Below are 21,573 nucleotides of genomic sequence, written 5' to 3'. Positions count from 1 at the left end.
GCCTGAGGCCGGCGCGTTCGCGCTGTCGCACAACTGTCCGCCGGCCGTCATCTGCGGCCACAGGCGCGGTGACTAAGGTCGCCGCGTCGACCGAGAGGACTGCCGATGCGCGCGCTGCTTCGTTCCCCGGCCGTCGCGGTGGCGCTGCTGGCCTGCACCCTCGCGCTGGCCCTGCTGGGCGCCCGCGGCATCTGGGATGCCGACGAGGGCCGCTACTCCAATGTCGCGCTGAACATGCTGCACAGCGGCGACTGGCTCACGCCCCGCCGCAGCGAGGACGTGGCGCACTGGACCAAGCCGCCGTTGACCTACTGGGCGATCGCCGCCAGCGTCGCCGTGTTCGGGCCGTCGCCCTGGGCGGCGCGGTTGCCGTCGGCGCTGTCCTACCTGCTGTGCGTGCTGCTGGTGTGGCGCCTGGCCGCGCGGCTGTTTCCCGAACGCCCTGAGCTGCCGGCGCAGGCGGCGCTGCTGTACGCGACCATGCTGGCCCCGTTCGGCGCGGCGCAATGGATTTCCACCGACTTCCTGCTCGCCGCCTGCGAGACCCTGGCGGTGTGGGCCTTCGTCGAAGCGCGGGCGCATCCGCCCGGACAGGGCAAGCGCTGGATCGCGGCGATGTGGGCCGGCTTCGCCCTGGCGTTCATGACCAAGGGTCCGCCTGGCCTGCTGCCGCTGCCGGCGCTGCTGCTGTTCAACGCGGTGACGCCGGGGCCGCCGCGGCGCGCGCTGCAGCTCTCCGGCATCGCCCTGTTCGTGGTGCTGGCGCTGCCCTGGTACCTGGCGGTGATCCACGGCCATCCCGGATTGCTGCAGTACTTCGTCGGCGACGAGGTGGTCAAGCGCGTGGCCAGCGATGCGTTCGGGCGCAACGCGCAGTGGTACGGCTGGGCGGTGGCGTATGCGCCGATCCTGGTCCTGGGCACGCTGCCGTGGACGCCGGCGCTGGCGCGCTGGGCCTGGCAATTGCCGCGGCAGCTGCGGCAGTGGTGGCGCGATCCGGCGTTGCGCCTGCAGCAGGCCGCGCCGCTGCTGCTGACCCTGTGGCTGCTGCTGCCGCTGCTGGTGTTGTGCCTATCGCGCTCACGGCTGCCGCTGTACGTGCTGCCGCTGTTCGTGCCGCTGGCGTTGCTGGCGGCGTGGCAGCGCGCGCAGGAGGGCCGGGCGCCGTGGCGCTGGCCGTGGCTGCTGGGCTGGTGCGGATTGCTGCTGGCGCTCGAACTGGCCGTGGCGCTGCTGCCCACGCACAAGGATGCCGGCGCCTGGGCGCAGGCGATCGCGCAGCGCGCCGATGCGCCGGTGCGCGAAGTGGTGTTCGTCGAGGACATGGCGCGTTACGGCCTGCGCCTGGAGCTGGGCGCGCAGGTACGCAAGATCCGCCTGGACCCAGTGCGCGACGCGCCGCGTTTCGGTCCCGAATACGACGCCGATCTGCTCACGGTGTTGCGGCAACCGCGCGCCGGGCGGGTGTGGGTGTGCAAGCAGGAGGCCTGGCCGCAGGTCGCCGCGCGCATCGCCGCGCAGGGGGCGCAGGCGCAGGTGTTGGGCACGCCCTACCAGGGTCGGGTGCTGTTCCGGGTGCTGCCCGGCTCAGTCGCCGCGGCGGCGGATCGGGATCGCTGACAGCGGCACCGCGGCGATCTCGCCGCCGCCCTCGCGGATCGGCGCGCCCGGCGGCGGCGCCCAGGCGTGCGCGTAGATCACTTCCCAGGTGCTGGGCAGGGTGCCGTCGGCGCCGCGCAGCGGCTCGTAGGCCGCCGCGGCAGCGGCGAAGCGGCCGCGGCCGGTGAGGGTGTGGCGGCGCGCCTGCAGCGCGTTGGTGGCGCCGATCGCGCGCAGTTCGCGCATCAGCGCGGCAAGGTCCGGATAGGTCAGGTTGAACACGTCGCGGTCCAGCACCGGATCGCGGAAGCCCGACAGCATCAGCGCATCGCCGAACTGCGCGATCGGCGCGAAGCGGCTCACGTGCGGCGTGGTCCGGTCGGCCTGGGCGAAGGCCTCGCGCAGTTCGATCAGGGTGTCCGGGCCGAAGCTGGAACACAGCAGCAGGCCGCCGGGGCGCAGCACGCGGCGGAATCCGGCGAACACCGCCGGCAGGTCCTCGACCCACTGCAGGCACAGATTGCTGAAGATCACATCGACGCTGTGCTCGGCCAGCGGCAGCGCGCGCGCATCGGCGCAGACGCGGCCGAACGGCTTCCACCAGCCGGCCTGGCGCTTGGCCTGCTGCAGCATCGGCAGCGCCTGGTCGAGCGCGATCACCTGCGCGCGCGGCCAGCGCTTCTTCATCGCCGCGGCGGCATGCGCCGGACCGCTGCCCACGTCCAGCACCACCTGCGGGACGCGGTCGCCGAGGTAGTCCAGCGATTCCAGCAAGCGCCCCTGCACCTCGCGCTGCAGCGCCGCGGCGGCATCGTAACTGGCGGCGGCACGCGCGAAGGCGCGGCGGATGTGCTGGGAGTCGAACGCGGAAGGATCCATCCGCGCATTATCGCCGCCCGCGTTGTGCCGCGGCCAGCAGCGCCACCTGCATCACCGCGTTCTGCGCACGCGTCGCCAATCTCGGCTTACCAATCCCCACTCCCCAATCCCCACTCCCGGCTTCTCAGAACGTCCCCGGATAGCTGCCGCCATCCAGCAGCAGGTTCTGCCCGCTCAGGTAGCCGGCCTGCGCGCTGCACAGGAAGGCGCAGGCCGCGCCGAACTCTTCCGCGGTGCCGAAGCGCCCGGCCGGAATCTGCCGGCGCTTGCGTTCGGCCAGGTCGGCGGGATCGATGCCCTCGCGCTGCGCGGCGTGGGCGATGTTGCCGCGCAGCCGGTCGGTGTCGAACTGCCCGGGCAGCAGGTTGTTGATGGTCACGTTGTGCGCCACCGTGCGCCGCGCCAGCCCGGCGACGAAGCCGGTGAGGCCGGCGCGCGCGCCGTTGGACAGCCCCAGGCTGTCGATCGGCGCCTTCACCGCGGCCGAGGTGATGTTGACGATGCGGCCGAAGCCGCGCGCCTGCATCGCATCGACGGTGGCGCGGATCAACGCGATCGGTGCCAGCATGTTGGCGTCGAGCGCGCGCAGCCAGTCCTCGCGTTCCCAGTCGCGGAAATCGCCGGGCGGCGGTCCGCCTGCGTTGTTGATCAGGATGTCGACCTGCGGGCAGGCGGCCAATGCGGCGGCGCGGCCGGCCTCGGTGGCGATGTCCGCCGCCACCGCGACCACCTCGCCACCGCCATCGAGCGCGCGCAGCTGCGCCGCGGCCGCCTCCAGCGCGGCCTGGCCGCGCGCCACGATCACCACATGCACGCCTTCGCGGGCCAGCGCCTGCGCGCAGCCCAGTCCCAGCCCCTTGCTCGCGGCGCAGACCAGCGCCCATTTGCCGGCGATTCCAAGGTCCATGCTTGCGTTCTCGTTCGAAGGAACCGCGATGATCGGACATCGGCGCAGTGGCGGCCAGCCTCGCTCCGCGACGTTGAGGACACTGGCACGTACGGCAGGTGCAGGAGCGGCTTCGCTGCGCAGCGTTTTGCTGCCTGCGTCGCGACTGAAGTCGCTCCCACACGGGTGGCCGGCATCCTTGTGGGAGGGACTTCAGTCCCGACGACGGAGGGTGTCGGTCGGCTTCCGGCTTCGCTTGTCGCGGCGGCACGACAGTTGAGTCCCACGGCGGAGCCGCTTGCGCCTTTCTGACGTCGGTGCGGGTCGCGTGATGCCTTGTGGGAGTCAACTGTCATGCAGCGTGCGACGCGCGAGACGGTGTGCGCTTTCCGATGGCGCAATGCGTCGGGACTGAAGTCCCTCCCACAGTGCACCCGGCGGGCTCGACGCAAGCGCTTGTAGAGCGGCTTCAGCCGCGACCCGACGCAACGGGCGTGTCGCGGCTGAAGCCGCTGCTACGACAGCACCGTGGAACGCGCGGCGCGACGCCGCTAGTCCAGCGTCGCCATAAATCCACGCAGCGCCTCGGCGACCGTATCGGCATGGCCGAGGAACGGGGCGTGGCCGCCACCGGCGACGATCAGCGCGCGCGCGTTCGGCGCCAGCGCCGCGGCGGCCTCCATGCCTGCGGGTGGGACCAGGCGGTCGCGCTGGCCGCCGATCCACAGGCTGGGCACGCGCAGGCCGGGCAGGGCGCGGCGCAGGTCGGTGCGTTCCAGCAGGGTCAGGCCGTCCTGCAGCACGTGCGGGTCGGGCGCGCCGCGGGCGTCGAGCGCCTCGCGCAGCGTGCGCAGTTCGGCGCGCGCGTGCGCCGAGCCGAGCGTATCCAGCGCCAGGAAGCGCTCGAGGGTGCCGCGATAGTCTTCGGCCAGATCGCGGCCGAACTGTTCGAACACCTGCGGCTCCACCGCGTGCGGCCAGTCGCTGCCGCGTACGAAGCGCGGCGTCGCCGCGAGCATCGCCAGCCCGCGCACCTGCGGTTGCGTGGCGGCGGCGTGCAGCGCGAACAGCCCGCCCAGCGACCAGCCCAGCCACACGGCCGGCGGCGTGGCCGCGGCGATCGCGCTGACCACGTGCGGCAATGCCAGCGGCGTGTCGTCGCCGCGGCTGTGGCCGTGCCCGGGCAGGTCCACCAAGTGCAGGCGGTACTGCGCCGACAGGCGCTCGACCAAGGGCGCGAAGATGCCGCCGTTCAACGCCCAGCCGTGCAGCAGGACCAGATCGGGGCCCTGCCCCAGGGTGTCGATATGCATCGTCGTCCGTCGTTGCGAAGGAACAGGAAAGGCAGCGTCGGCTGCCGCGTCAGTGCGCCGCGCGCTGCGCCAGCACCTGCGGCAGCAGCAGGCGCCACTGTCGGCGCGGATAGTCGCGGGTGCGCCAGGCGGACACGCGATGCGCACCACGGCGCTGCTGGATCGCCGCGCTCAGCCAGTCGCCGTCGATGCCCTGCCAGGCGCCAGCCGTGGTCAGCAGGTTCGGCGCCAGCCGCGGATGCACGTCCTCGCGCAGCATCTGCCACAGCGTGTCGGTGGCGAACGGCGAGGCGGCGAGTACCGCGGCGATCTGCGCATGCCGCGCGTCGACCGCATCGTCCAGGTACAGCTCGGCCAGCGCGTCCCACACCGCGCGTCGCGCGGCGAGGCCGGTCGCGCTCACGCCGGCACGCCGGGCGAGTGCGCGGCCACGCGATCGCGGGCCAGCGCCAGGGCATCCAGCAGCGCCTGCACCTGCGCCGGCGTGTGCAGCGCCGACAGGGTCACGCGCAGCCGCGACTTGCCCTCCGGCACGGTCGGCGGGCGGATCGCCGAGACCAGGTAGCCGGCCTGTTCCAGCGCCGCCGACCACGCCAGTGCGGTGCGCTCCTCGCCGCACAGCAGCGGCTGGATCGGCGTGTCCGAGGCCATCAGCTCCAGGCCATGACGGCGGGCGCCGCCGCGGAACAGGGCGATCAGCTCGACCAGCCGCTCGCGCCGCCACTGGTCGCGCCGCGCCAGCTTGACCGCCGCCAGCGAGGCCGCGGCCTGCGCCGGCGGCAGCGCGGTGGTGTACAGATACGGCCGCGCGGTTTCGGCCAGATGCCGGATCAGCGTGGTATCGCCGACCACTGCGGCGCCGTAGCCGCCCAGTGCCTTGCCCAGGGTCACCAGTTGCAGCGGAACGTCGTCGACACCCAGCCCGGCCTCGGCGACGCTGCCGCGCCCCTGCGGGCCGACCACGCCGACGCCGTGCGCGTCGTCCACGTACAGCAGCGCCTGTTGCGTGCGCGCCACCAGCGCCAGCGAGCGCAGCGGGGCGACGTCGCCGTCCATGCTGAACACGCCATCGGTGGCCAGCATCGCCGCGCCGTCGGCGGCGTGCTTGAGCTGGCGCATCGCGCCTTCGGCATCCAGGTGCGGGTAGCGACGCAGGCGGCAGCCGGCCAGGCGGCTGGCGTCGAGCAGGCTGGCGTGGTTGAGCCGGTCCTGCACGCACACGTCCTCTTCCTCGCTCAGCAGCGCCTGCTGCACCGCCAGGTTGGCGATGAAGCCGCTGCCGAACAGCAGCGCCTGCGGATAGCCGAGCCAGTCGGCGATCTCGCGTTCCAGCGTCTCGTGCAGCGCGTGGTGGCCGCACACCAGGTGCGAGGCGGTGGCGCCGGCGCCCTCGCGCGCGGCGGCGTCCTGCAGGGCGGCGACCACTTCGAACTGCTGCGCCAGGCCCAGATAGTCATTGCTGCAGAAGCCGGTCAGCCAGCGGCCGTCCACTTCCAGGCGCACGCCGTCGCGGCGGCCGACGCTGCGGCGCACGCGCAGGCGCCCCTGCGCTTCGCGCAAGGCGCGCGCGGACTGGATGCGGTCGTGCAGGTCGGGACGGGCCATGGGCGCGGGACGGGCATCTGGCGGGCTAGCGTAGCGCGTCCCCGGCCGGGCCGGGCGCCGCCGGCGATGGACGGCCGGATCGGCGGACGGACGCCCCAGGCTCAGACCAGCGCGGCGGCGATCGCCGGTGTGGGCTGGGCGGTGATGTCCGCGTGCACGGTGCCGGGATGGTCGTGCGCGTCGGCATCCACCATCACCTGCATCGGCCGCAGCCCCAGCCGCGCGAACAGCGCCTGGTCGCGCTCGGTGTCCGGGTTGCCGGTGGTCAGCAGTTTCTCACCGTAGAAGATCGAGTTGGCGCCGGCGCAGAAGCACAGCGCCTGCAGTTCGTCGCTCATGCTCTCGCGCCCGGCCGACAGCCGCACCATCGCCCGCGGCATCGCGATGCGGGCGACGGCGATCGTGCGCACGAACTCGAACGGATCCAGCTCGACCGTGCCGTGCAGCGGGGTGCCGGCGACCTGCACCAGGCGGTTGATCGGCACCGAGTCCGGATGCACCGGCAGGTTGGCCAGCGCCTGCAGCAGGCCGGCGCGCTGGTCGCGCGACTCGCCCATGCCGACGATGCCGCCGCAGCAGGTCTTCAGGCCGGCGTCGCGCACGTGGGTCAGGGTGTCCAGGCGGTCCTGGTACTGGCGGGTGTGGATGATCGAGTCGTAGAAATCCGGCGCGGTGTCCAGATTGTGGTTGTAGTAGTCCAGCCCGGCGGACTTCAGCGCCTGCGCCTGGGTGCCGTCGAGCATCCCCAGGGTGGCGCAGGTCTCCAGGCCCAGCGCCTTCACCTCGCGGATCATCTCCGCCACCTTCGGGATGTCGCGGTCCTTGGGCGAGCGCCAGGCCGCGCCCATGCAGAACCGCGAGGCGCCGGCCGCCTTGGCCTGGCGCGCCTTGTCCAGCACCGCCTCGGTGCTCATCAGCTTCTGCGCCTCCACGCCGGTGGCGTAGCGCTGCGCCTGCGGGCAGTACGCGCAGTCTTCCGGGCAACCGCCGGTCTTCACCGACAGCAGCGTGGACACCTGCACCTGCGCCGGATCGAAGTGTTCGCGGTGCACGGCGCCGGCGCGGTGCAGCAGTTCCGGGAACGGCAGGTCGAACAGGGCGAGCAATTCCTGGCGTTGCCAGTCGTGTCGGACGACAGCGGACATGGGGGTTTCCTGACGGTCAGCGGCTGGGAAAGCGGGCAGTCTGGTGAGCATGCAAAGTCCTGTCAACTTCATGAAGGCTGGTTTGGTTGACGGCGGCTGGCGCTGGCTGCAGCGCCGCCTGCTGCCGGAACGCTGCCTGGTGTGCGGCGAGCCAGGTGTGCCAGGCCTGGACCTGTGTGCCGCCTGTCGCGGTGGCCTGCCATGGAATGCGGCGGCCTGCTGCCGCTGTGCACTGCCGCTGCCGGCGCTGGATGCCGAGCAGGTCTGCGGCGCGTGCCAGCGTCGGCCGCCGTTGCTGGAACGGGTCGCCAGCGCCTACGTGTACGCCGCGCCGGTCGATGGCCTGTTGCGCCGCTTCAAGTTCCACCAGGATCTGGCGGCCGGGCGCCTGCTCGCCGCATTGCTGCAGACACGCTGCGCGGCCTTGCCGCGGCCGCAGGCGCTGCTGCCGGTGCCGCTGCATCCGGCCCGGCTGCGCCAGCGCGGCTACGACCAGGCGCTGGAACTGGCGCGGCCACTGGCGCGTGCGCTGGCGCTGCCGCTGTGCCTGGACCTGCAGCGGGTGCGGGCGACCGAGGCGCAATCCGAACTGGATGCCCGCGCGCGCCGACGCAATCTGCGCGGCGCGTTCGCGGTGCCGGATTCGGCAGTATTGCCGGCACATGTGGCGCTGATCGATGACGTGATGACCACTGGCGCGACCCTGCACGCCGCGGCAAAGGCGCTGCGCCGTGCCGGCGTGGAACGGGTCGATGCGTGGGTGGTGGCGCGGGTGCCGTGAGCGCTGCACCGGCTGTGCCTGCACCGCATGGCGGACCCGTGCCTATCGCGTGGCCTGTGGCCAGGGTTTTGTTGCGCGCCGCCGAAGCGGGCTGCCGAACCGCGTCGGTGTCAGCCGGCGCGCAGCGCCAGCGCCGCGGCGATGCCGGCAAAGATGGCCAGGCCGACCCAGTTGTTGTGCAGGAAGGCGCGGAAGCACGCGGCGCGGTCGCGGTGCCGGGCCATGCGGAATTCGACGACGACCAGCAACGCCGCCACGCCCAGCCCGGCCCAGTACCACACGCCCAGGTCCGCGCGATGCCCGACGAAGGCGAGAGCGACGAACATCAGCGCGTACAGCACGCCCTGGATGACCAGGTCGAGTTCGCCGAACAGGATGGCGGTGGACTTGGAGCCGGCGCGCAGGTCGTCCTCGCGGTCGACCATCGCATACCAGGTGTCGTAGGCGGTGGCCCACAGGATATTGACCGCGTACAGCAGCCAGCCCAGCGCCGGCACCTCGCCGCGCACCGCGGCGAAGGCCATCGGAATGCCCCAGCCGAAAGCCATGCCCAGGTAGACCTGCGGCAGGTAGGTGTAGCGCTTCAGGTAGGGATAGCTGGCGGCCAGGAACAGCCCGACCACGCTCAGGCCGATGGTCAGCGCGTTCATGGTCAGCACCAGTGCGAACGCCACCAGCATCAGCACCGCGAACACCGCCAGCGCTTCGCGGCCGCTGACCGCGCCGGTGGCCAGCGGCCGGCTGCGGGTGCGCTCGACCTGCGGGTCCAGCCAGCGGTCGGCGTAGTCGTTGATCACGCAGCCGGCCGAGCGGGTCAGCCACACCCCGGCGGTGAACACGAACAAGGTCCACAGCGGCGGTATCCCATCGGCGGCCAGCCACAGCGCCCACCAGGTCGGCCACAGCAGCAGCAGCACGCCGATCGGCCGGTCGCCGCGCAGCAGTTTCCAATACTGGCCCAGGCGCGCGCGCGGCGGCAGCGCGGCAGGCGTTTCGTAGCGTTCGTAACCCATCGCGTAAGGGTAGCAGCCGCGTGGTGCCGGCGGCGCGTCGCGGAGGTGGATGCGCCGTGTCCTGCGTTGGTTGGCCGAGCGCCGCAGGACGCGGACGGGCGCCAGGCGTCCACGGCGAGGTGGCCGCCGCGCCGCATGTCGACGCAAGGTGCCGGTGAGCGGACGGCGGCGGCCGCATGCCCACGGCGCGCGCGGTCGCCGGGCCGTGCGAATGGGGGAGACGCGGACCACGAATGCCGTTAGAATGCGCGTCCGTTGCGCCCGTAGCTCAGCCGGATAGAGTAGTGGCTTCCGAAGCCATTGGTCGGGGGTTCGAATCCCTCCGGGCGCGCCATCCCCCGCCGTGCATGCCGATCCTGTCTGGCATCGCCCGCGTCCTGTCCGCCATCTGCGCTGGCTCCTCTTTACTCTTTCGCTTCCGCCGCCCTGCGGCCGTGCGAACGCATGCGTTGCTCGCTGCCGGGCGCTGTGGCGCCGATGCGTCATGCCCGCGCGACCCCGACCTTGTCCCAGCGCTTGGTCAGCGTCCCATCCGCTCCCAGAAGCATGGTACGCGGCGTGCTCTGCTGGAGCCGTCTGCGCGGTGTCCGAGCAGGGCGCCAGGCGTGGTACTGGCTGCGTGCGTGTTCGGAGACGGGACGTGCGCCGGAACGCACGGAACGAGGTGTTGCGCAACGTCATAGGTTGATGAATTTCACATTACATGTCTCCCTGTGTAGAATTTCGAAGCGGCCAGGGTAGTGTCCGCCACAGGGCCGGCATGGGGATGCCGCTCGCAGTGCTTTCAGTGACGCCCGCCACCTGCATACGCACACGTTCGGATACAACGCCGGGTTCTTCATGCGCCGCCGCTCGACGCTCACGCCCCTGTTGCTCCTGATCGTCCTGTTGCTTGGCGGGTGCGGCGGGATCCAGTCGGTCTCCGAGCAGGGCCGCCGCTCCATTGCCCTGGACGGGCACGTACAGATGCTGCGCGACCGTGCCGGCACGCTCGACGTGCACGCGGTGGCGGCGCGCGGCGACCTGCAGCCGGCGTCGCCGGAGTTCAGTCTCGGCTACATCCCTGATGCGGTCTGGCTGCGCCTGCGCCTGGATCGCATGACCCGCCTGCCTCGGGTGCTGATGTTGCAGGTGGACGCGCCGCTGGCCGATACCGTGCGCCTATACGTGCCGCAGCCTGGCGGTGGCTTCCGCGAACTGCGCCGCGGCGAGGACGTGTCGCAGCGCGAGTACCCCTACCTGCTGCGGACGCCGGTGTTCCAGTTGGAAGCGCCGGATGGACGCTATCCGGAGGTCTACCTGCGCCTGACCGAGCGCAACGCGATGACGGTGGCGCTGAAGCTGTGGGAGCCGCAGGCGCTGCTCGCCCACGAGGCCTTGTCCGCCAGCCAGGACAGCATCTTCCTGGGCTTCATCCTCGCGCTGTGCATGGCCGGCACCTTCATCTGGCGACGCAGCGGTGTGGGGCCGGTGCGCTGGTATGTCGCCTACATCGCCACCAGCGGCTACAGCGTGTACAAGACCCGGGGCCTGGTCGGCCCGTTCTTTCGTCTGGACACGCACGATGGCGGCGACACCGTACTCGGCGTGGTGCTGGCGCTCAGCGTGGCCATCGCCGTGTCCTTCAGCGTGCGGTTGATGGCTTTGCACACGCATTTCCCGCGGCTGTCGCGCGCCTACGAAACCTTCGTGTGGCTGGTGATCGGCGTCGCCTGCAGCGGATTCCTGCTTGGCAGGTTCGGCACGGTGATGCCGTTCGTGCAGGGGCTGAGCCTGGTCAGCGTACCGTTGCTGCTGCTGGTGGCGGCTTACCTGAGCTGGCGCGGCCAGGCCATGGCCAAGCTGTACCTGGTGGCGTTCCTGGTGCTGTACATCGCATTCTTCCGCGGCTTCCTGATCAACCTTGGCCTGCTGCCGAACACGCCGTGGCTGCGCAATGGCGCGCCGCTGGCGGTGGGCCTGACCCTGCACCTGCTGTTGCTGACCTTCAGTTTCGCGCAACGCTTCTACGCGCTGGAGAAGCAGCGCCAAGACGCATTGGCCCTGGCGCTGGAACTCTCGCAGCAGTCCGAGGCATCGCTGGAGCACAAGGTGCGCGAACGCACCCGCGAACTGGCCGAGGAAATCGTGCAGCGCCAGGCCACCGAGCAGCGCCTGCGCGAAAGCAAGACGCAATTGCGGCAGGCACTGGTCGCCGAGCAGCGGCTGCGCGAGGAGCAGCGCGAATTCGTGACGTTGCTGTCGCACGAGTTCCGCACGCCCTTGTCGATCATCCATGCCAGTGGCCAGATGCTGCAGGACACGGAGACCGCGCTGCAGCCGGCAGGACGCCGCCGCATCGAGAAGATCCAGCGATCGGTGGAGCGCATGTCCGAGTTGATCGAACGTTTCCTCGACGATGAACAGGTGCTCTCGGACGAAGGCGCGCTCAAGCGCGAGGTGTTTGCGTTGCCCGCGCTCATCGACGAGGTGCTGGACGCGCTCGATCCGTCACGCGAGCGCGTGCGGGTCGAACTGGCGCAGGCGCCGCTGCGGGTGGATTGCGACCGCGGCCTGCTGCGGATCGCCCTGGACAATCTGTTGGGCAACGCCCTGAAGTACTCCGGGCCGGGACAACCGGTACGGCTGACGGCCACGGCGCAGGCGCAGACCCTGATCCTCGGCGTCGCCGATCAGGGTCCCGGCATTCCGCAGCACGAGCACACCGGGATCTTCCGCAAGTTCGCGCGCGGCAGCGGCAGCGGCGGGACTGCCGGCGCGGGGCTGGGGCTGTACCTGGTCAAGCGCATCGCCCTGCGATTGGGCGGCGAATTGACCCTGGACAGCGACGGCCGCGGCGCGACCTTCAGCCTGCGCCTGCCCCAGGCCGTCGCCGCGGAGGGGCGGTGAGCATGCGCACGCACCGCACATGCGGCGCACGGCATGGCGTCGCGCGCCGCCGCCGCGCCGGGGAGGCACGCTGACATGGCATTGATCGGTCTGCTCGAAGACGAAGTGGATCTGTGCGAGGAACTGCAGAGTTATCTGGTCGGCGCCGGACACCGCGTGGTATCCGCTGGCTCGGCCGCGGCCTTCTTCGCCGCAAGTGCCGGGCTGCGCTTCGACGTGGTGATCCTCGATCGCGGGCTCCCCGATGCCGATGGCCTGGAGATCGTGGAGCGCCTGCGCAGCGCCTCCCCGGGCGTCGGCATCATCATGTTGACCGCACGCGGTGCCAGCGAGGACCGCATCCATGGCCTGGAGAACGGGGCCGACCACTATCTGGTCAAGCCGGTGCGCCTGGCGGAACTGGCGGCGCACGTGCGTGCGCTGTTGCGGCGGCTGCCGCGCGGCTGGCGTCTGGTCGCCAGCGAATGCTGCCTGTACACGCCGGAGGATGCGCGTCTGGAACTGAGCGCGCGCGAGTTCGCGCTGTTGCGGGTGCTGGCCGTGCGCGCCGGCGAGATGGCCGGCCGCCGCGAGGTGGCCGAGGCGCTGGGCTGGGACTGGATGTCCTTCGACCAGCGTCGCCTCGACACCTTGATCAGCCGGCTGCGTCGGCGCTGCCGCGACGCCTGCCGCCAAGAACTGCCGATCCGCACCGAGCACGCGCGCGGCTACCTGACGACCGAGCCCGTGCGCGTGGAGTGACTGCGCCACACCGTAAGGCGAGCGTGCGATGGCGATCTTGCGCAATCGAGTGCGCGCACGCTGTGGCGCCGGCGATGCGCGTCAGAATTCCGCCGCCGATGAGGGTGGCGTGCCGGGCGCCGACCGTTTGAGTGCGCCAAAAATCCGCCGAAAAAGCCTGCAATTCTGCGGCGCGAGCGGGATGCGTATGCGGTCTTCTGACGTTACGCGGGCGTGTCAGAACTCGTAAGTTTTCACACCCTCGTGATCTCCAGAATGGCGCCGATCAACAAGGGCGCGTTCTGCGCACCACACGGGGACATTGCATGAATACCACGCGGCTGGCCAAGCTTCTTGGCCTCGGCTCGTTGCCACTCGCTGTCAATTTGGCTCTTGCGCAGACGGCGCCGCCGGACGCGGGTTCGCTGCTCAACCAGCAGCAGCGCCAGGAACGGTTGCAGCCGCCGGCCGACGATGCGGCCGCGTTGCTGCAGGCGCCGTTGCCCGATGCGCCGGATGGCGGCTTCAGCGCACGCATCGACCGCGTCCGCTTCAGCGGAGCCGAGGGCGCGATCGACACGCAGGCGCTGCAGGCGGTGGTTGCCGATGCGCTGGGCAAGTCGCTGACCCACGCGCAGTTGCAGGCGCTGGCGCAGCGGGTCAGTGCCGCGCTGCAGGCGCAGGGTTATCTGCTGGCGCGCGCCTATCTGCCGCGGCAGGACCTGAGCAACGGCGAGCTGGAGATCGCGATCATGATCGGGCGTCTGCAGAACGCGCCCGGCCGCGTGCAGGTGCTGTCCGACGATGCCGCGCTGCGCGCCCGCGCGACCGGCATCGCCGATGCGGCCTTGCCCGAAGGGCCGGTGCGCAACGACCAGTTGGAGCGCGCGCTGCTGTTGATCAACGACGTGCCAGGCGTGAGCGCGCGTGCGACGCTGGAAAAGGGCGCCGAGCCCGGCAGCAGCCGCCTGCTGATCCGTGCCGATAGTGCGCCGGCGTGGATCGGCGGCGCGAGCGTGGACAACTTCGCCAACCGCTACACCGGCGCGTGGCGCAGCAGCGCCTGGGGCGCGGTGAATCGGCCGTTCGAGCACGAGGACCTGCTCGGCGTGAACCTCAGCCACAGCAGCGGCAGTGATCTGCTGGGTCTGAACTACGCCATCGGCCTGACCCCGTCGGGTCTGCGCGCCAACGTCGCCGCCTCGTCGATGCACTACGCGGTTGGCGCCGAGTTCAAGCCGCTGGACCTGCGCGGCAGCGCGCGTACCGTCAGCGCCGGCCTCAGCTATCCGCTGTTGCGCACGCGCAAGCGCAGCCTGTGGATCAGCATGGACGCCGAGCGTCGCGAGCTGGTCGACAAGGCGCTGGGCCAGGTCCTGCGCGAGCGCAATCTGGACCGGCTCACCACCATGCTCAGCGGCAACGCCTGGGACGGTTGGTGGGGCGGCGGTTACTTCGGCGCCAGCCTGGGCTGGGTCGCCGGCCGTGTGGAGTTGGACAACGCGGCCGACCGCATCGCCGACGGGCTGAGCGCGCGCACCCGCGGCAGCTACAACAAGCTGGTCTGGCGCGTGGAGCGCAATCAGAGCCTGGGCGGCTTGAGCAACTGGGGTCTGTACGTGGGTGCCAATGGCCAGTTCGCCAGCAAGAACCTGGATTCATCGGAGAAGTTCCTGCTCGGCGGCCCGTCCGGGGTGCGCGGGCATGCGGTCGGCGAAGGCAGCGGCGACAACGGCTGGCTGGTCAATGCCGAGCTGCGCCGCGATTTCCTCGTCGCCAGGCACGTGCGTGCGCAGGCGCTGTTGTTCGCCGATCACGGCCACGTGCGTCAGCACATCGATCCGTGGGCGGGATCGGTGATGCCGTGGTCGGGCAATGCGTATGACCTGTCCAGCGCTGGTATCGGCCTGAACCTGCAAGGCGAGCGCTGGTCGCTGCGCGGTGCCTGGGCGCACCGGCTGGGCGACAACCCCGGCCGCAGCGCCGCCGGCCTGAACGCCGACGGCTTGCGCGACGACCACTACCTGTGGCTGCAGGCCAGCCTGCGCTTCTGACGCCGCCACTCCACGCCTTCTGAGGACGATTCGCATGAATCACATCTACCGTTTGATCTGGGACGAACTGCGTGGCGCCTACGTGGTCGCCGCCGAGATTTCCCGCCGCCGCGGCAAGCGCAGCGGCACCGTGGTGCGCGCTGCCGCCGCCGCGATCGCCATCGGCAGCGTGCCGCTGTCGGCCTATGCCGTGGATCCTGGCGCATTGCCCGACGGCGCGCAGATCGCCGCCGGCAATGCGCACCTGGACCAGCACGGCGCCAACCTGACCGTGCATCAGGACAGCCAGCGGCTGATCCTGAACTGGAACAGCTTCGACATCGGCAACCAGGCCAGCGTGCGCTTCGAGCAGCCCGACAGCACCGCCATCGCGCTGAACCGCGTGCTCGGTGGTACGCCCAGCCAGGTGCTGGGCGAACTGAGCGGCAACGGCCAGGTCTGGCTGGTCAATCCCAACGGCGTGTACTTCGGCAAGGGCGCGCAGGTGGACGTGGGCGGGCTGCTGGTCAGCTCGCTTGGCATCAGCGACAGCGACTTCCTGGGCGGCCACGCGCGCTTCGTCGCCAGCGGTGCGGCCGGCGCGGTGCGCAACGACGGCGCGATCCGCGCCAACGGCGGCGTGGTGGCATTGCTGGCGCCGGCGGTGAGCAACACCGGCAGCATCGCGGCGGGCCGGGTCGGCCTGGCCGCAGGCGATCGCGTTGCGGTGGACTTCGGCAGCGACGGCCTGCTGTCGCTGGCGGTCGCCCAGGACGCGCTGAAGGCGGAACTGGCGCAGAGCGGCACCATCCGCGGCAACAACGTGGTGCTCAGCGCCGCCGGCGCCAGCGCGCTGCGCTCCAGCGTCATCAACATGGATGGCGTGGTCGAAGCGACCTCGCTGGGCGCGCATGGCGGTCGCATCCTGCTCGACGGCGGCGACGCCGGCCAGGTCCACGTCAGCGGCCGCCTCGACGCCAGTTCGGCGACCGGCCAGGGCGGCCGCATCGACGTGCTAGGCCAGCAGCTACGCCTGGACGGCGGCGCGCGCCTGGATGCCAGCGGCGCGACCGGCGGTGGCGCCATCCACGTCGGCGGCGGTTGGCAGGGGCACGATCCGGCGTTGCGTAACGCCACCCACGTGGAGGCCGATGCCAGCGTCGCGCTCGACGCCAGCGCCGGCAGCAGCGGCAACGGCGGCGAAGCGGTGGTCTGGTCCGACGGCGACACCCGGTTCGCCGGCAGCATCGCCGTGCGCGGTGGCGCGCAAGGCGGCAACGGCGGCCGCGCCGAAGTCTCCGGCAAGCAGCAACTCGCCTACAGCGGCCGCACCGATGCCAGCGCGGCCAACGGCGCGATGGGCGACCTGCTGCTGGATCCGGACACCATCAGCATCCAAGGCGGCGGCACCGGCATCGGTTCCCTGGGCGGAAGCACGGTATACGTGCGGGACCTGCAGGCGCAGAACGCCAACGTGATGCTGGTGGCCGACAATGGCATCACCTTCGGCGACCTGTCGCTGAACGGCGGCAACGGCCGCCTGAGCATGGCCAACAATGTCAGCCTGCGTCTGGAGAACACCAACGGCACCATCAGCTTCGCCAATCCGACCAATACGGTGGAAGTGTTCGGGACCGGCAGCATCTACATGCAGAGCGGACGCACCAACACCGGCTTCCTGAGCAGCATCGGCAACCTGATCGCACATGGCCCCGGCACCAATCCCGGCACGCTGCCGACCCACGACGTCACCCAGAACGGCAACGGTACCCCGGGCGCCGGCTCGATCACCCTGTACGGCGCCGACGGCATCTCGGTCAGCGGCGCGCTGACCACCAATGGCGGCTACGTGCGCATCTGGGGCGACTCGGACAACATGGGTGGCGGCGACCTGACCCTGAACTCGCCGATCTTCAGCAATGGCGGCAACGTGTACCTGTCCACCGGGCAGGGCGCGGTGACACTGAACTCCAACATGACCCTCGGCGCCGGGCGCGTGCTGTTCAAGGCCGATGGCAGCTACACCAGCGGCGAGAAGATCCTCAACGGCCTGATCGACGCCAGTGGCGACTTCAACATCGATACCGCCTTCACCATGAAGGGCGGCGCCAGCATCTACACCAGCGGCAACATCGTGTTCGGCAACGTACCGGTCAATCTCGATACCGGTAGTGGCGTGCTGGTGCTGCGCGCCAACAAGATCGACTGGGGCTCGTCGACTCTCAACAACCTCAGCACCGCGTCGATGCGCTTGGAGCCGTACGACCCTTCGGTCAACATGGTGCTGGGCGACGCCAACGGCTTCGCCTCTGCGGCGACGCTGAACAAGTTGCCGGGCATCCGCAACCTGACCATCGGCCGCGCCGACGGCACCGGCACCATCAGCGTCTCCGGCAACTACAACTTCAACGCCAGCGGCAGCTTCGAACTGCTCGACAAGACCCTGGACATCACCGCCGGCAGCCTCAGCAACAGCACCGGCGACGTGATCCTGACCGGCGACACCATCAACCTCAGCCAGCATGTCACCGCCAACGGCGGCAACGGCAAGGTCACGATCCGGCAGATGACCGCGGCCAACGCCCTGCATCTGGGCACCGGGCTCAGCAACGCGACGATCGGCCAGGTCAACGCGGCCACGCTGGAAGTGGGCCGCAGCGACGGCGGCGACCTGGTGTTCGACAGCGACATCGTCACTGGCGCCAGCACCGTGAGCCTGAAGAGCGGCCAACGCGTCTTGGGAGTCAACGGCGGCGTATCTGCGGCCAAACTGGCGGTCACCGCCGGCGCTGGCGCCACCCTCAGCGACAGTACCTTCAACTTCACCACGCTGGCGCTGGACGTGGGCGGCGCCACCCAGATCGCCAGTTCCAGCGCCACTTGGGGCCTGGGTCTCGCCGACACACTGACCGGCTTGAATGTGCGCGCCGGCACCACCGGGACGGTGGGGTTGAACGCGACAGGAACCTTGGGCCTGAACAGCGCGATCAACTTCAACAACAGCGCCGCCACCCTCGCCGCCACTGCCGGCACCGGTTTCGATGGGGCCAGCACCACGCTGAGCAATCAGACGGCAGCTACCGTGGCCTTCGCCGTGTCCGGCGGCAACCCGTTCGCGTTCGGCGGCAGCAGCACTGTCCTGAGCGGCAGCATGCTGTCGCGCTTCAACGGCGTGAGCACGTTGCGCGTGGATGCGTCGGGCAACGACGTGACGATGGGGGCGTTCAACGTCGCCGTCGGCAACCGCATGCAGGTGCAGGCGCGTCGTTTGCAGCAGACCGACGACGTCGGCGTGAGCGGCGGCAGCCTCTATCTCAGCGCCGCGCAGGGCGGCCTGAGCCTGAACCACGGCATCAGCGCCGCGCAGACGCTGTCGCTCAACGACGTCGCCGGCACCGGCATCCAGGGCAGCGGCGCGTTGACCGCCGCGGCACTGGCGCTGCGCTCCAGCGGCGCGGTGTCGCTGACCTCCGCCAGTACCCTGGTGAACGCGATCGCGGCACAGAGCGGCGACCTGACTTTCCGCAACAACGGCAGCCTGCTGGTCGGCAGTGTCGATGGCCTCGCCGGCATCGCCTCCACCGGCGCGGTGGACGTGCGCCTGACCGGCGCCAGCGCGGACCTGACGCTGCAACAGGCGGTGAGCGCGGGCAATGCCGCGCAGCGACAGACCGGCGTGCTGCTGGCGGCCGGCCGCAACTTCATCAATCAGGCAGGCAGCAGCGCCGTAAGCACCGGCAATGGCCGCTGGCTGGTGTATTCCATCTCGCCGCTCAATGACACCCGCGGCGGTCTGACGCCGCAGTTCAAGCAGTACAACGCCGGCACCGGCAGCACCGTGCTGGATGCGGGCAGCGGTTTCCTTTACCGCGTCGCTCCGACCGTTGCCGTCGCCCTCACCGGCGCAGCCAGCAAGACCTATGACGGCAATGCCGCTGCCGCACTGGGCGGGATCGGCTACACGGCCAGCAGCGGTGCGATCGACGGCGATACGGTCGTCGTCACCGGCACCGCCGCGCACTACGACAGCAAGAACGTCGGCCACGGCAAGGCGGTCACCGTCGACGGCCTGAGCGTGGACCACGCCGGCAACGGCGCGGTGCGCGTGTACGGCTACGGTCTGGCCAGCACCAGCGCCAGTGCCAACATCGGTACGATCAGCCAGAAGACGCTGCAGCTGGGGGCCGGCTCGATCCAGGGCAAGGTCTACGACGGCACCACAATCGCCAGCCTGGGGTCGGCGGCCCTGAGCGGCGTGGTGAGCGGCGACGACGTGCGCTTCGCCGGTGCATCCGGCGCGGTGTTCGCCGACAAGCGCGCCGGCGTCAACAAGCAGGTCACCGTGTCCGGCATCGCGCTCGGCGGCAACGATGCAGGCAACTACCTGGTCGACAGCACGGCCTATGCCGACATCGCCAAGCGCACGCTGACGGTGGCGGTCGACATCGCCGGCAAGGTGTACGACGGCGGGATCGGCGCGCAGGTGCGCAACGCCACGCTCGGCAATGCCGTCGTCGGCGACGATGTGTCCGTCGCCACCCAGGCTGCGTTCGTCGACAAGAACGTCGGCGACAACAAGAGCGTCGTGGTCGCCGCACAACTCGGCGGCACCGATGCCGACAACTACGTCATGGACGTGGCCACCTCGACGCCGCGCGGCAGTACCGCCTCGATCACGCCCAAGACGATCGACGCCGGCACGCTGAGCGTGACGGCCAAGGTGTACGACGGCAACCGCACCGCCAACGTCGGCAGCAACGACCCGGTCGGCACGCTGAGCGGGGACGACGTGGCACTGGTCCTGCAGGGCCAGTACGACGACAAGAACGCCGGCACGGGCAAGCGGGTGGACGTGACCGCGGGCTTGCGCGGTGGCGACGCCGGCAACTACCAGTTGCTCGCGACGCGCCTGCAGTCCAGCGGCGACATCACGCCCAAGACGATCGACGCCGGCACGCTGAGCGTGACCGCCAAGGTGTACGACGGCAACCGGACCGCCACCGTCGGTAGCAGCGGCCTGGTCGGCACGGTCGGTGGGGACGACGTGGCGTTGATCTTGCAGGGCCTTTACGACACCAAGAACTCCGGCACCGGCAAGCGCGTGGACGTGACCGCGGACCTGCGCGGTGGCGATGCCGGCAACTATCGCCTGGTCAACACCAGCCTGCAGTCGCGCGGCGACGTGGCGGCGAAGGCACTGACCGTCGGCAATGTGGCCGTGCTGGACAAGCGCTTCGACGGCGGCAGCGACGCGGTGCTGGTACTGCCGCCGCTGCGTGGCGTGGTCGCTGGCGACGAGGTCGCGCTGCAGGGTCGGGGTCAGTACGACAATGCCTCGGCCGCGGCGGGCAAGACGGTGCAGATCGCACTGGCCCTGAGCGGTGCCGACGCTGGCAACTACCGCCTGACCGACGCGCGTCAGCAGACCGTCGCCGGCATCGAGGACCTGCCGGGCCGCAACGCGGTGGACGCGGTTTCGCAGCCGAGCATGGGGGGCAACGGCACGCAGCCGGGCGGCACCGCCGACGGCAATTCGTTGACGGCGGCGGGCGCGATTTCGGCAGCGGCCGTCGCGATGGGGGAACTGGGCGCATCGGCGCAACCGCGGCTGGGTGGAACCTCGCTCGATCCGACCGGCACCGGCAGCACGGTATCGGGTGGCGGCGCCGGTGGCAGCGGCAGCGGCCTTGGCGGCGGCGCCGGTGGTTCGGGCGGTGCCGGCGGCACTGTCGGCGCTGCGATCGGCACGGGCACCGGGACCACCGCGGCCGACGGTGCCACCGGCTCGGCGGGCGCCAATGCCGGTGGCAACGGCGCAGGCAACGTCGCCGATGCCCAGGGCGGTGCTGGCGCCGCAAGCCAGGGTGCCGGCCAGCGCGGCGGTGCCCCGGGCGATGTGGCGATGGAGCAGGTGCTGCGCAACGGTGCCGGCGTGAGCCTCGCTACCGGTGGCGAGACCCTGGCGCAGCCTGAAGTGGCGGTGCTGACGGTGTTCGACGGCGAAGGCCGTGCGCTGGGCCGCCTGCGGGTGGAAGACCTGGGCAGCAGCCTGGCGCTGCACCCGCTGGACGGCAGCGCGCCGACCGCACCGAACCTGCAGCAGAACGTCCGCGCCAGCGCCCAGACCAGTGTGGCCGTCGATGCGGACGAGAACGCTACGCTGCGCCTGTCCCTGCTGGAAGACGGCACGCTCCACGTGGTGGCGCCGCGTTCGGCCGCACGCATGGACCGCGAAACGCTCAGCGCCTACGCGCTCGGCGCGCTGAAACAGCAGGCGGGCGTGTCGGTGCAGCAGGTGCGCGCGCTGGTGCTGAGCTTCGTCGACTGACGCAGTGGCGAGGGACACAGGGGTGGCTGCCGCCTCTGCGTCCCGGCGGCCTGGCTGATCGGGGGAAAGGCCAGGCCGGGTTCGACCGTCTCGGCGCGGGTGATGCGCCTGAGGCGGAGGCAGCGGCGTCCGCGGTGCGATGGTGGCAAGCGCGGAGCACCCTTGCGGTGAGATCAAGGTCATCGCCTCGCCATCGTCGCGCCGCGGACGCGCCACATTCTGTAGGTGTCATTGCCTGATGCATGCAGGGTGCGACACGGCGCGACCCTGCGTCGCACAAGCCCTCATGCGGGAGTGTGCTCTGGCAGCCTTGTGGGTGGGAGGCTGCCGCCGCCGTTCCGGTGCGTGTGCCGCGCGGCCAGCGCGATGCTGTGCCGCCCAT

13 protein-coding genes and 1 tRNA gene are annotated in these 21,573 nt (G+C 70.8%); 7 read left to right on the top strand and 7 right to left on the bottom strand.

Going from position 1 to position 21,573, the window contains the following annotated elements; translation table 11 throughout:
• The first annotated feature begins 105 nt into the window (after positions 1-105).
• Complete coding sequence (locus SLW56_RS20230; protein WP_267097731.1) at positions 106-1,620, top strand: glycosyltransferase family 39 protein; 1,515 nt, start codon at positions 106-108, stop codon at positions 1,618-1,620.
• Here SLW56_RS20230 and bioC read toward each other — a convergent pair.
• The 6 genes from bioC to bioB form a co-directional block, all read right to left on the bottom strand.
• Complete coding sequence (gene bioC / locus SLW56_RS20225; protein WP_295928946.1) at positions 1,588-2,478, bottom strand: malonyl-ACP O-methyltransferase BioC; 891 nt, start codon at positions 2,476-2,478, stop codon at positions 1,588-1,590. The genes SLW56_RS20230 and bioC overlap by 33 nt on opposite strands.
• A 124-nt stretch (positions 2,479-2,602) precedes the next feature.
• A complete protein-coding gene (locus tag SLW56_RS20220; RefSeq protein WP_267093368.1) occupies positions 2,603-3,385 on the bottom strand; it encodes an SDR family oxidoreductase in 783 nt (260 codons plus the stop codon).
• A gap of 530 nt (positions 3,386-3,915) precedes the next feature.
• A complete protein-coding gene (gene bioH / locus SLW56_RS20215; protein ID WP_017916789.1) occupies positions 3,916-4,677 on the bottom strand; it encodes a pimeloyl-ACP methyl ester esterase BioH in 762 nt (253 codons plus the stop codon).
• A gap of 49 nt (positions 4,678-4,726) precedes the next feature.
• Positions 4,727-5,080 carry a hypothetical protein gene (locus SLW56_RS20210; RefSeq protein ID WP_017916790.1) on the bottom strand — a complete coding sequence of 118 codons (354 nt, stop codon included), beginning with the start codon at positions 5,078-5,080 and terminating at the stop codon, positions 4,727-4,729.
• Positions 5,077-6,282: an 8-amino-7-oxononanoate synthase gene (gene bioF / locus SLW56_RS20205; RefSeq protein ID WP_320695381.1), complete on the bottom strand. Its 1,206-nt coding sequence runs from the start codon at positions 6,280-6,282 to the stop codon at positions 5,077-5,079. The genes SLW56_RS20210 and bioF overlap by 4 nt, the downstream gene beginning before the upstream one ends.
• A 101-nt stretch (positions 6,283-6,383) precedes the next feature.
• Positions 6,384-7,427, bottom strand: a complete 1,044-nt coding sequence (gene bioB, locus SLW56_RS20200; protein WP_267085568.1) for a biotin synthase BioB — start codon at positions 7,425-7,427, stop codon at positions 6,384-6,386.
• 49 nt (positions 7,428-7,476) lie between these two features.
• On the opposite strand from bioB, the gene SLW56_RS20195 reads away from it, so the two are divergent.
• The gene (locus tag SLW56_RS20195) at positions 7,477-8,208 is read left to right on the top strand and encodes a ComF family protein (protein WP_320695380.1); all 732 of its coding nucleotides are present in this window, start codon (positions 7,477-7,479) and stop codon (positions 8,206-8,208) included.
• A gap of 110 nt (positions 8,209-8,318) precedes the next feature.
• Here SLW56_RS20195 and ubiA read toward each other — a convergent pair whose 3' ends face one another.
• Positions 8,319-9,221, bottom strand: coding sequence for a 4-hydroxybenzoate octaprenyltransferase (ubiA, locus tag SLW56_RS20190; RefSeq protein WP_267097737.1), 903 nt, complete (start codon positions 9,219-9,221; stop codon positions 8,319-8,321).
• A 257-nt stretch (positions 9,222-9,478) separates the two neighbouring features.
• Here ubiA and SLW56_RS20185 point away from each other — a divergent pair.
• From SLW56_RS20185 to SLW56_RS20165, 5 genes are all read left to right on the top strand, one after another.
• Positions 9,479-9,555 (top strand) — tRNA-Arg (locus SLW56_RS20185).
• A gap of 506 nt (positions 9,556-10,061) precedes the next feature.
• Complete coding sequence (locus tag SLW56_RS20180; RefSeq protein ID WP_152237308.1) at positions 10,062-12,110, top strand: sensor histidine kinase; 2,049 nt, start codon at positions 10,062-10,064, stop codon at positions 12,108-12,110.
• Positions 12,111-12,185: 75 nt separating this feature from the next.
• Positions 12,186-12,851, top strand: a complete 666-nt coding sequence (locus SLW56_RS20175) for a response regulator transcription factor (protein WP_226977772.1) — start codon at positions 12,186-12,188, stop codon at positions 12,849-12,851.
• Positions 12,852-13,156: 305 nt separating this feature from the next.
• A complete protein-coding gene (locus tag SLW56_RS20170) occupies positions 13,157-14,884 on the top strand; it encodes a ShlB/FhaC/HecB family hemolysin secretion/activation protein (RefSeq protein ID WP_226975057.1) in 1,728 nt (575 codons plus the stop codon).
• A 34-nt stretch (positions 14,885-14,918) separates the two neighbouring features.
• The gene (locus SLW56_RS20165) at positions 14,919-21,191 is read left to right on the top strand and encodes a YDG domain-containing protein (protein ID WP_320695379.1); all 6,273 of its coding nucleotides are present in this window, start codon (positions 14,919-14,921) and stop codon (positions 21,189-21,191) included.
• The last annotated feature ends 382 nt before the right edge of the window (positions 21,192-21,573 follow it).

The organism is Xanthomonas sp. LF07-6 (assembly GCF_034105445.1).
Lineage (GTDB): Bacteria > Pseudomonadota > Gammaproteobacteria > Xanthomonadales > Xanthomonadaceae > Xanthomonas_A > Xanthomonas_A sontii.
This window is presented reverse-complemented; position numbering and strand designations above follow the sequence as displayed.

Coding starts and splice junctions, on each gene's coding strand:
- bioB (WP_267085568.1), bottom strand. CDS start 7,427: ATGTCCGCTGTCGTCCGACACGACTGGCAACGCCAGGAATTGCTCGCC.
- SLW56_RS20165 (WP_320695379.1), top strand. CDS start 14,919: ATGAATCACATCTACCGTTTGATCTGGGACGAACTGCGTGGCGCCTAC.
- bioH (WP_017916789.1), bottom strand. CDS start 4,677: ATGCATATCGACACCCTGGGGCAGGGCCCCGATCTGGTCCTGCTGCAC.
- bioC (WP_295928946.1), bottom strand. CDS start 2,478: ATGGATCCTTCCGCGTTCGACTCCCAGCACATCCGCCGCGCCTTCGCG.
- SLW56_RS20230 (WP_267097731.1), top strand. CDS start 106: ATGCGCGCGCTGCTTCGTTCCCCGGCCGTCGCGGTGGCGCTGCTGGCC.
- SLW56_RS20220 (WP_267093368.1), bottom strand. CDS start 3,385: ATGGACCTTGGAATCGCCGGCAAATGGGCGCTGGTCTGCGCCGCGAGC.
- SLW56_RS20170 (WP_226975057.1), top strand. CDS start 13,157: ATGAATACCACGCGGCTGGCCAAGCTTCTTGGCCTCGGCTCGTTGCCA.
- ubiA (WP_267097737.1), bottom strand. CDS start 9,221: ATGGGTTACGAACGCTACGAAACGCCTGCCGCGCTGCCGCCGCGCGCG.
- bioF (WP_320695381.1), bottom strand. CDS start 6,282: ATGGCCCGTCCCGACCTGCACGACCGCATCCAGTCCGCGCGCGCCTTG.
- SLW56_RS20180 (WP_152237308.1), top strand. CDS start 10,062: ATGCGCCGCCGCTCGACGCTCACGCCCCTGTTGCTCCTGATCGTCCTG.
- SLW56_RS20195 (WP_320695380.1), top strand. CDS start 7,477: ATGCAAAGTCCTGTCAACTTCATGAAGGCTGGTTTGGTTGACGGCGGC.
- SLW56_RS20175 (WP_226977772.1), top strand. CDS start 12,186: ATGGCATTGATCGGTCTGCTCGAAGACGAAGTGGATCTGTGCGAGGAA.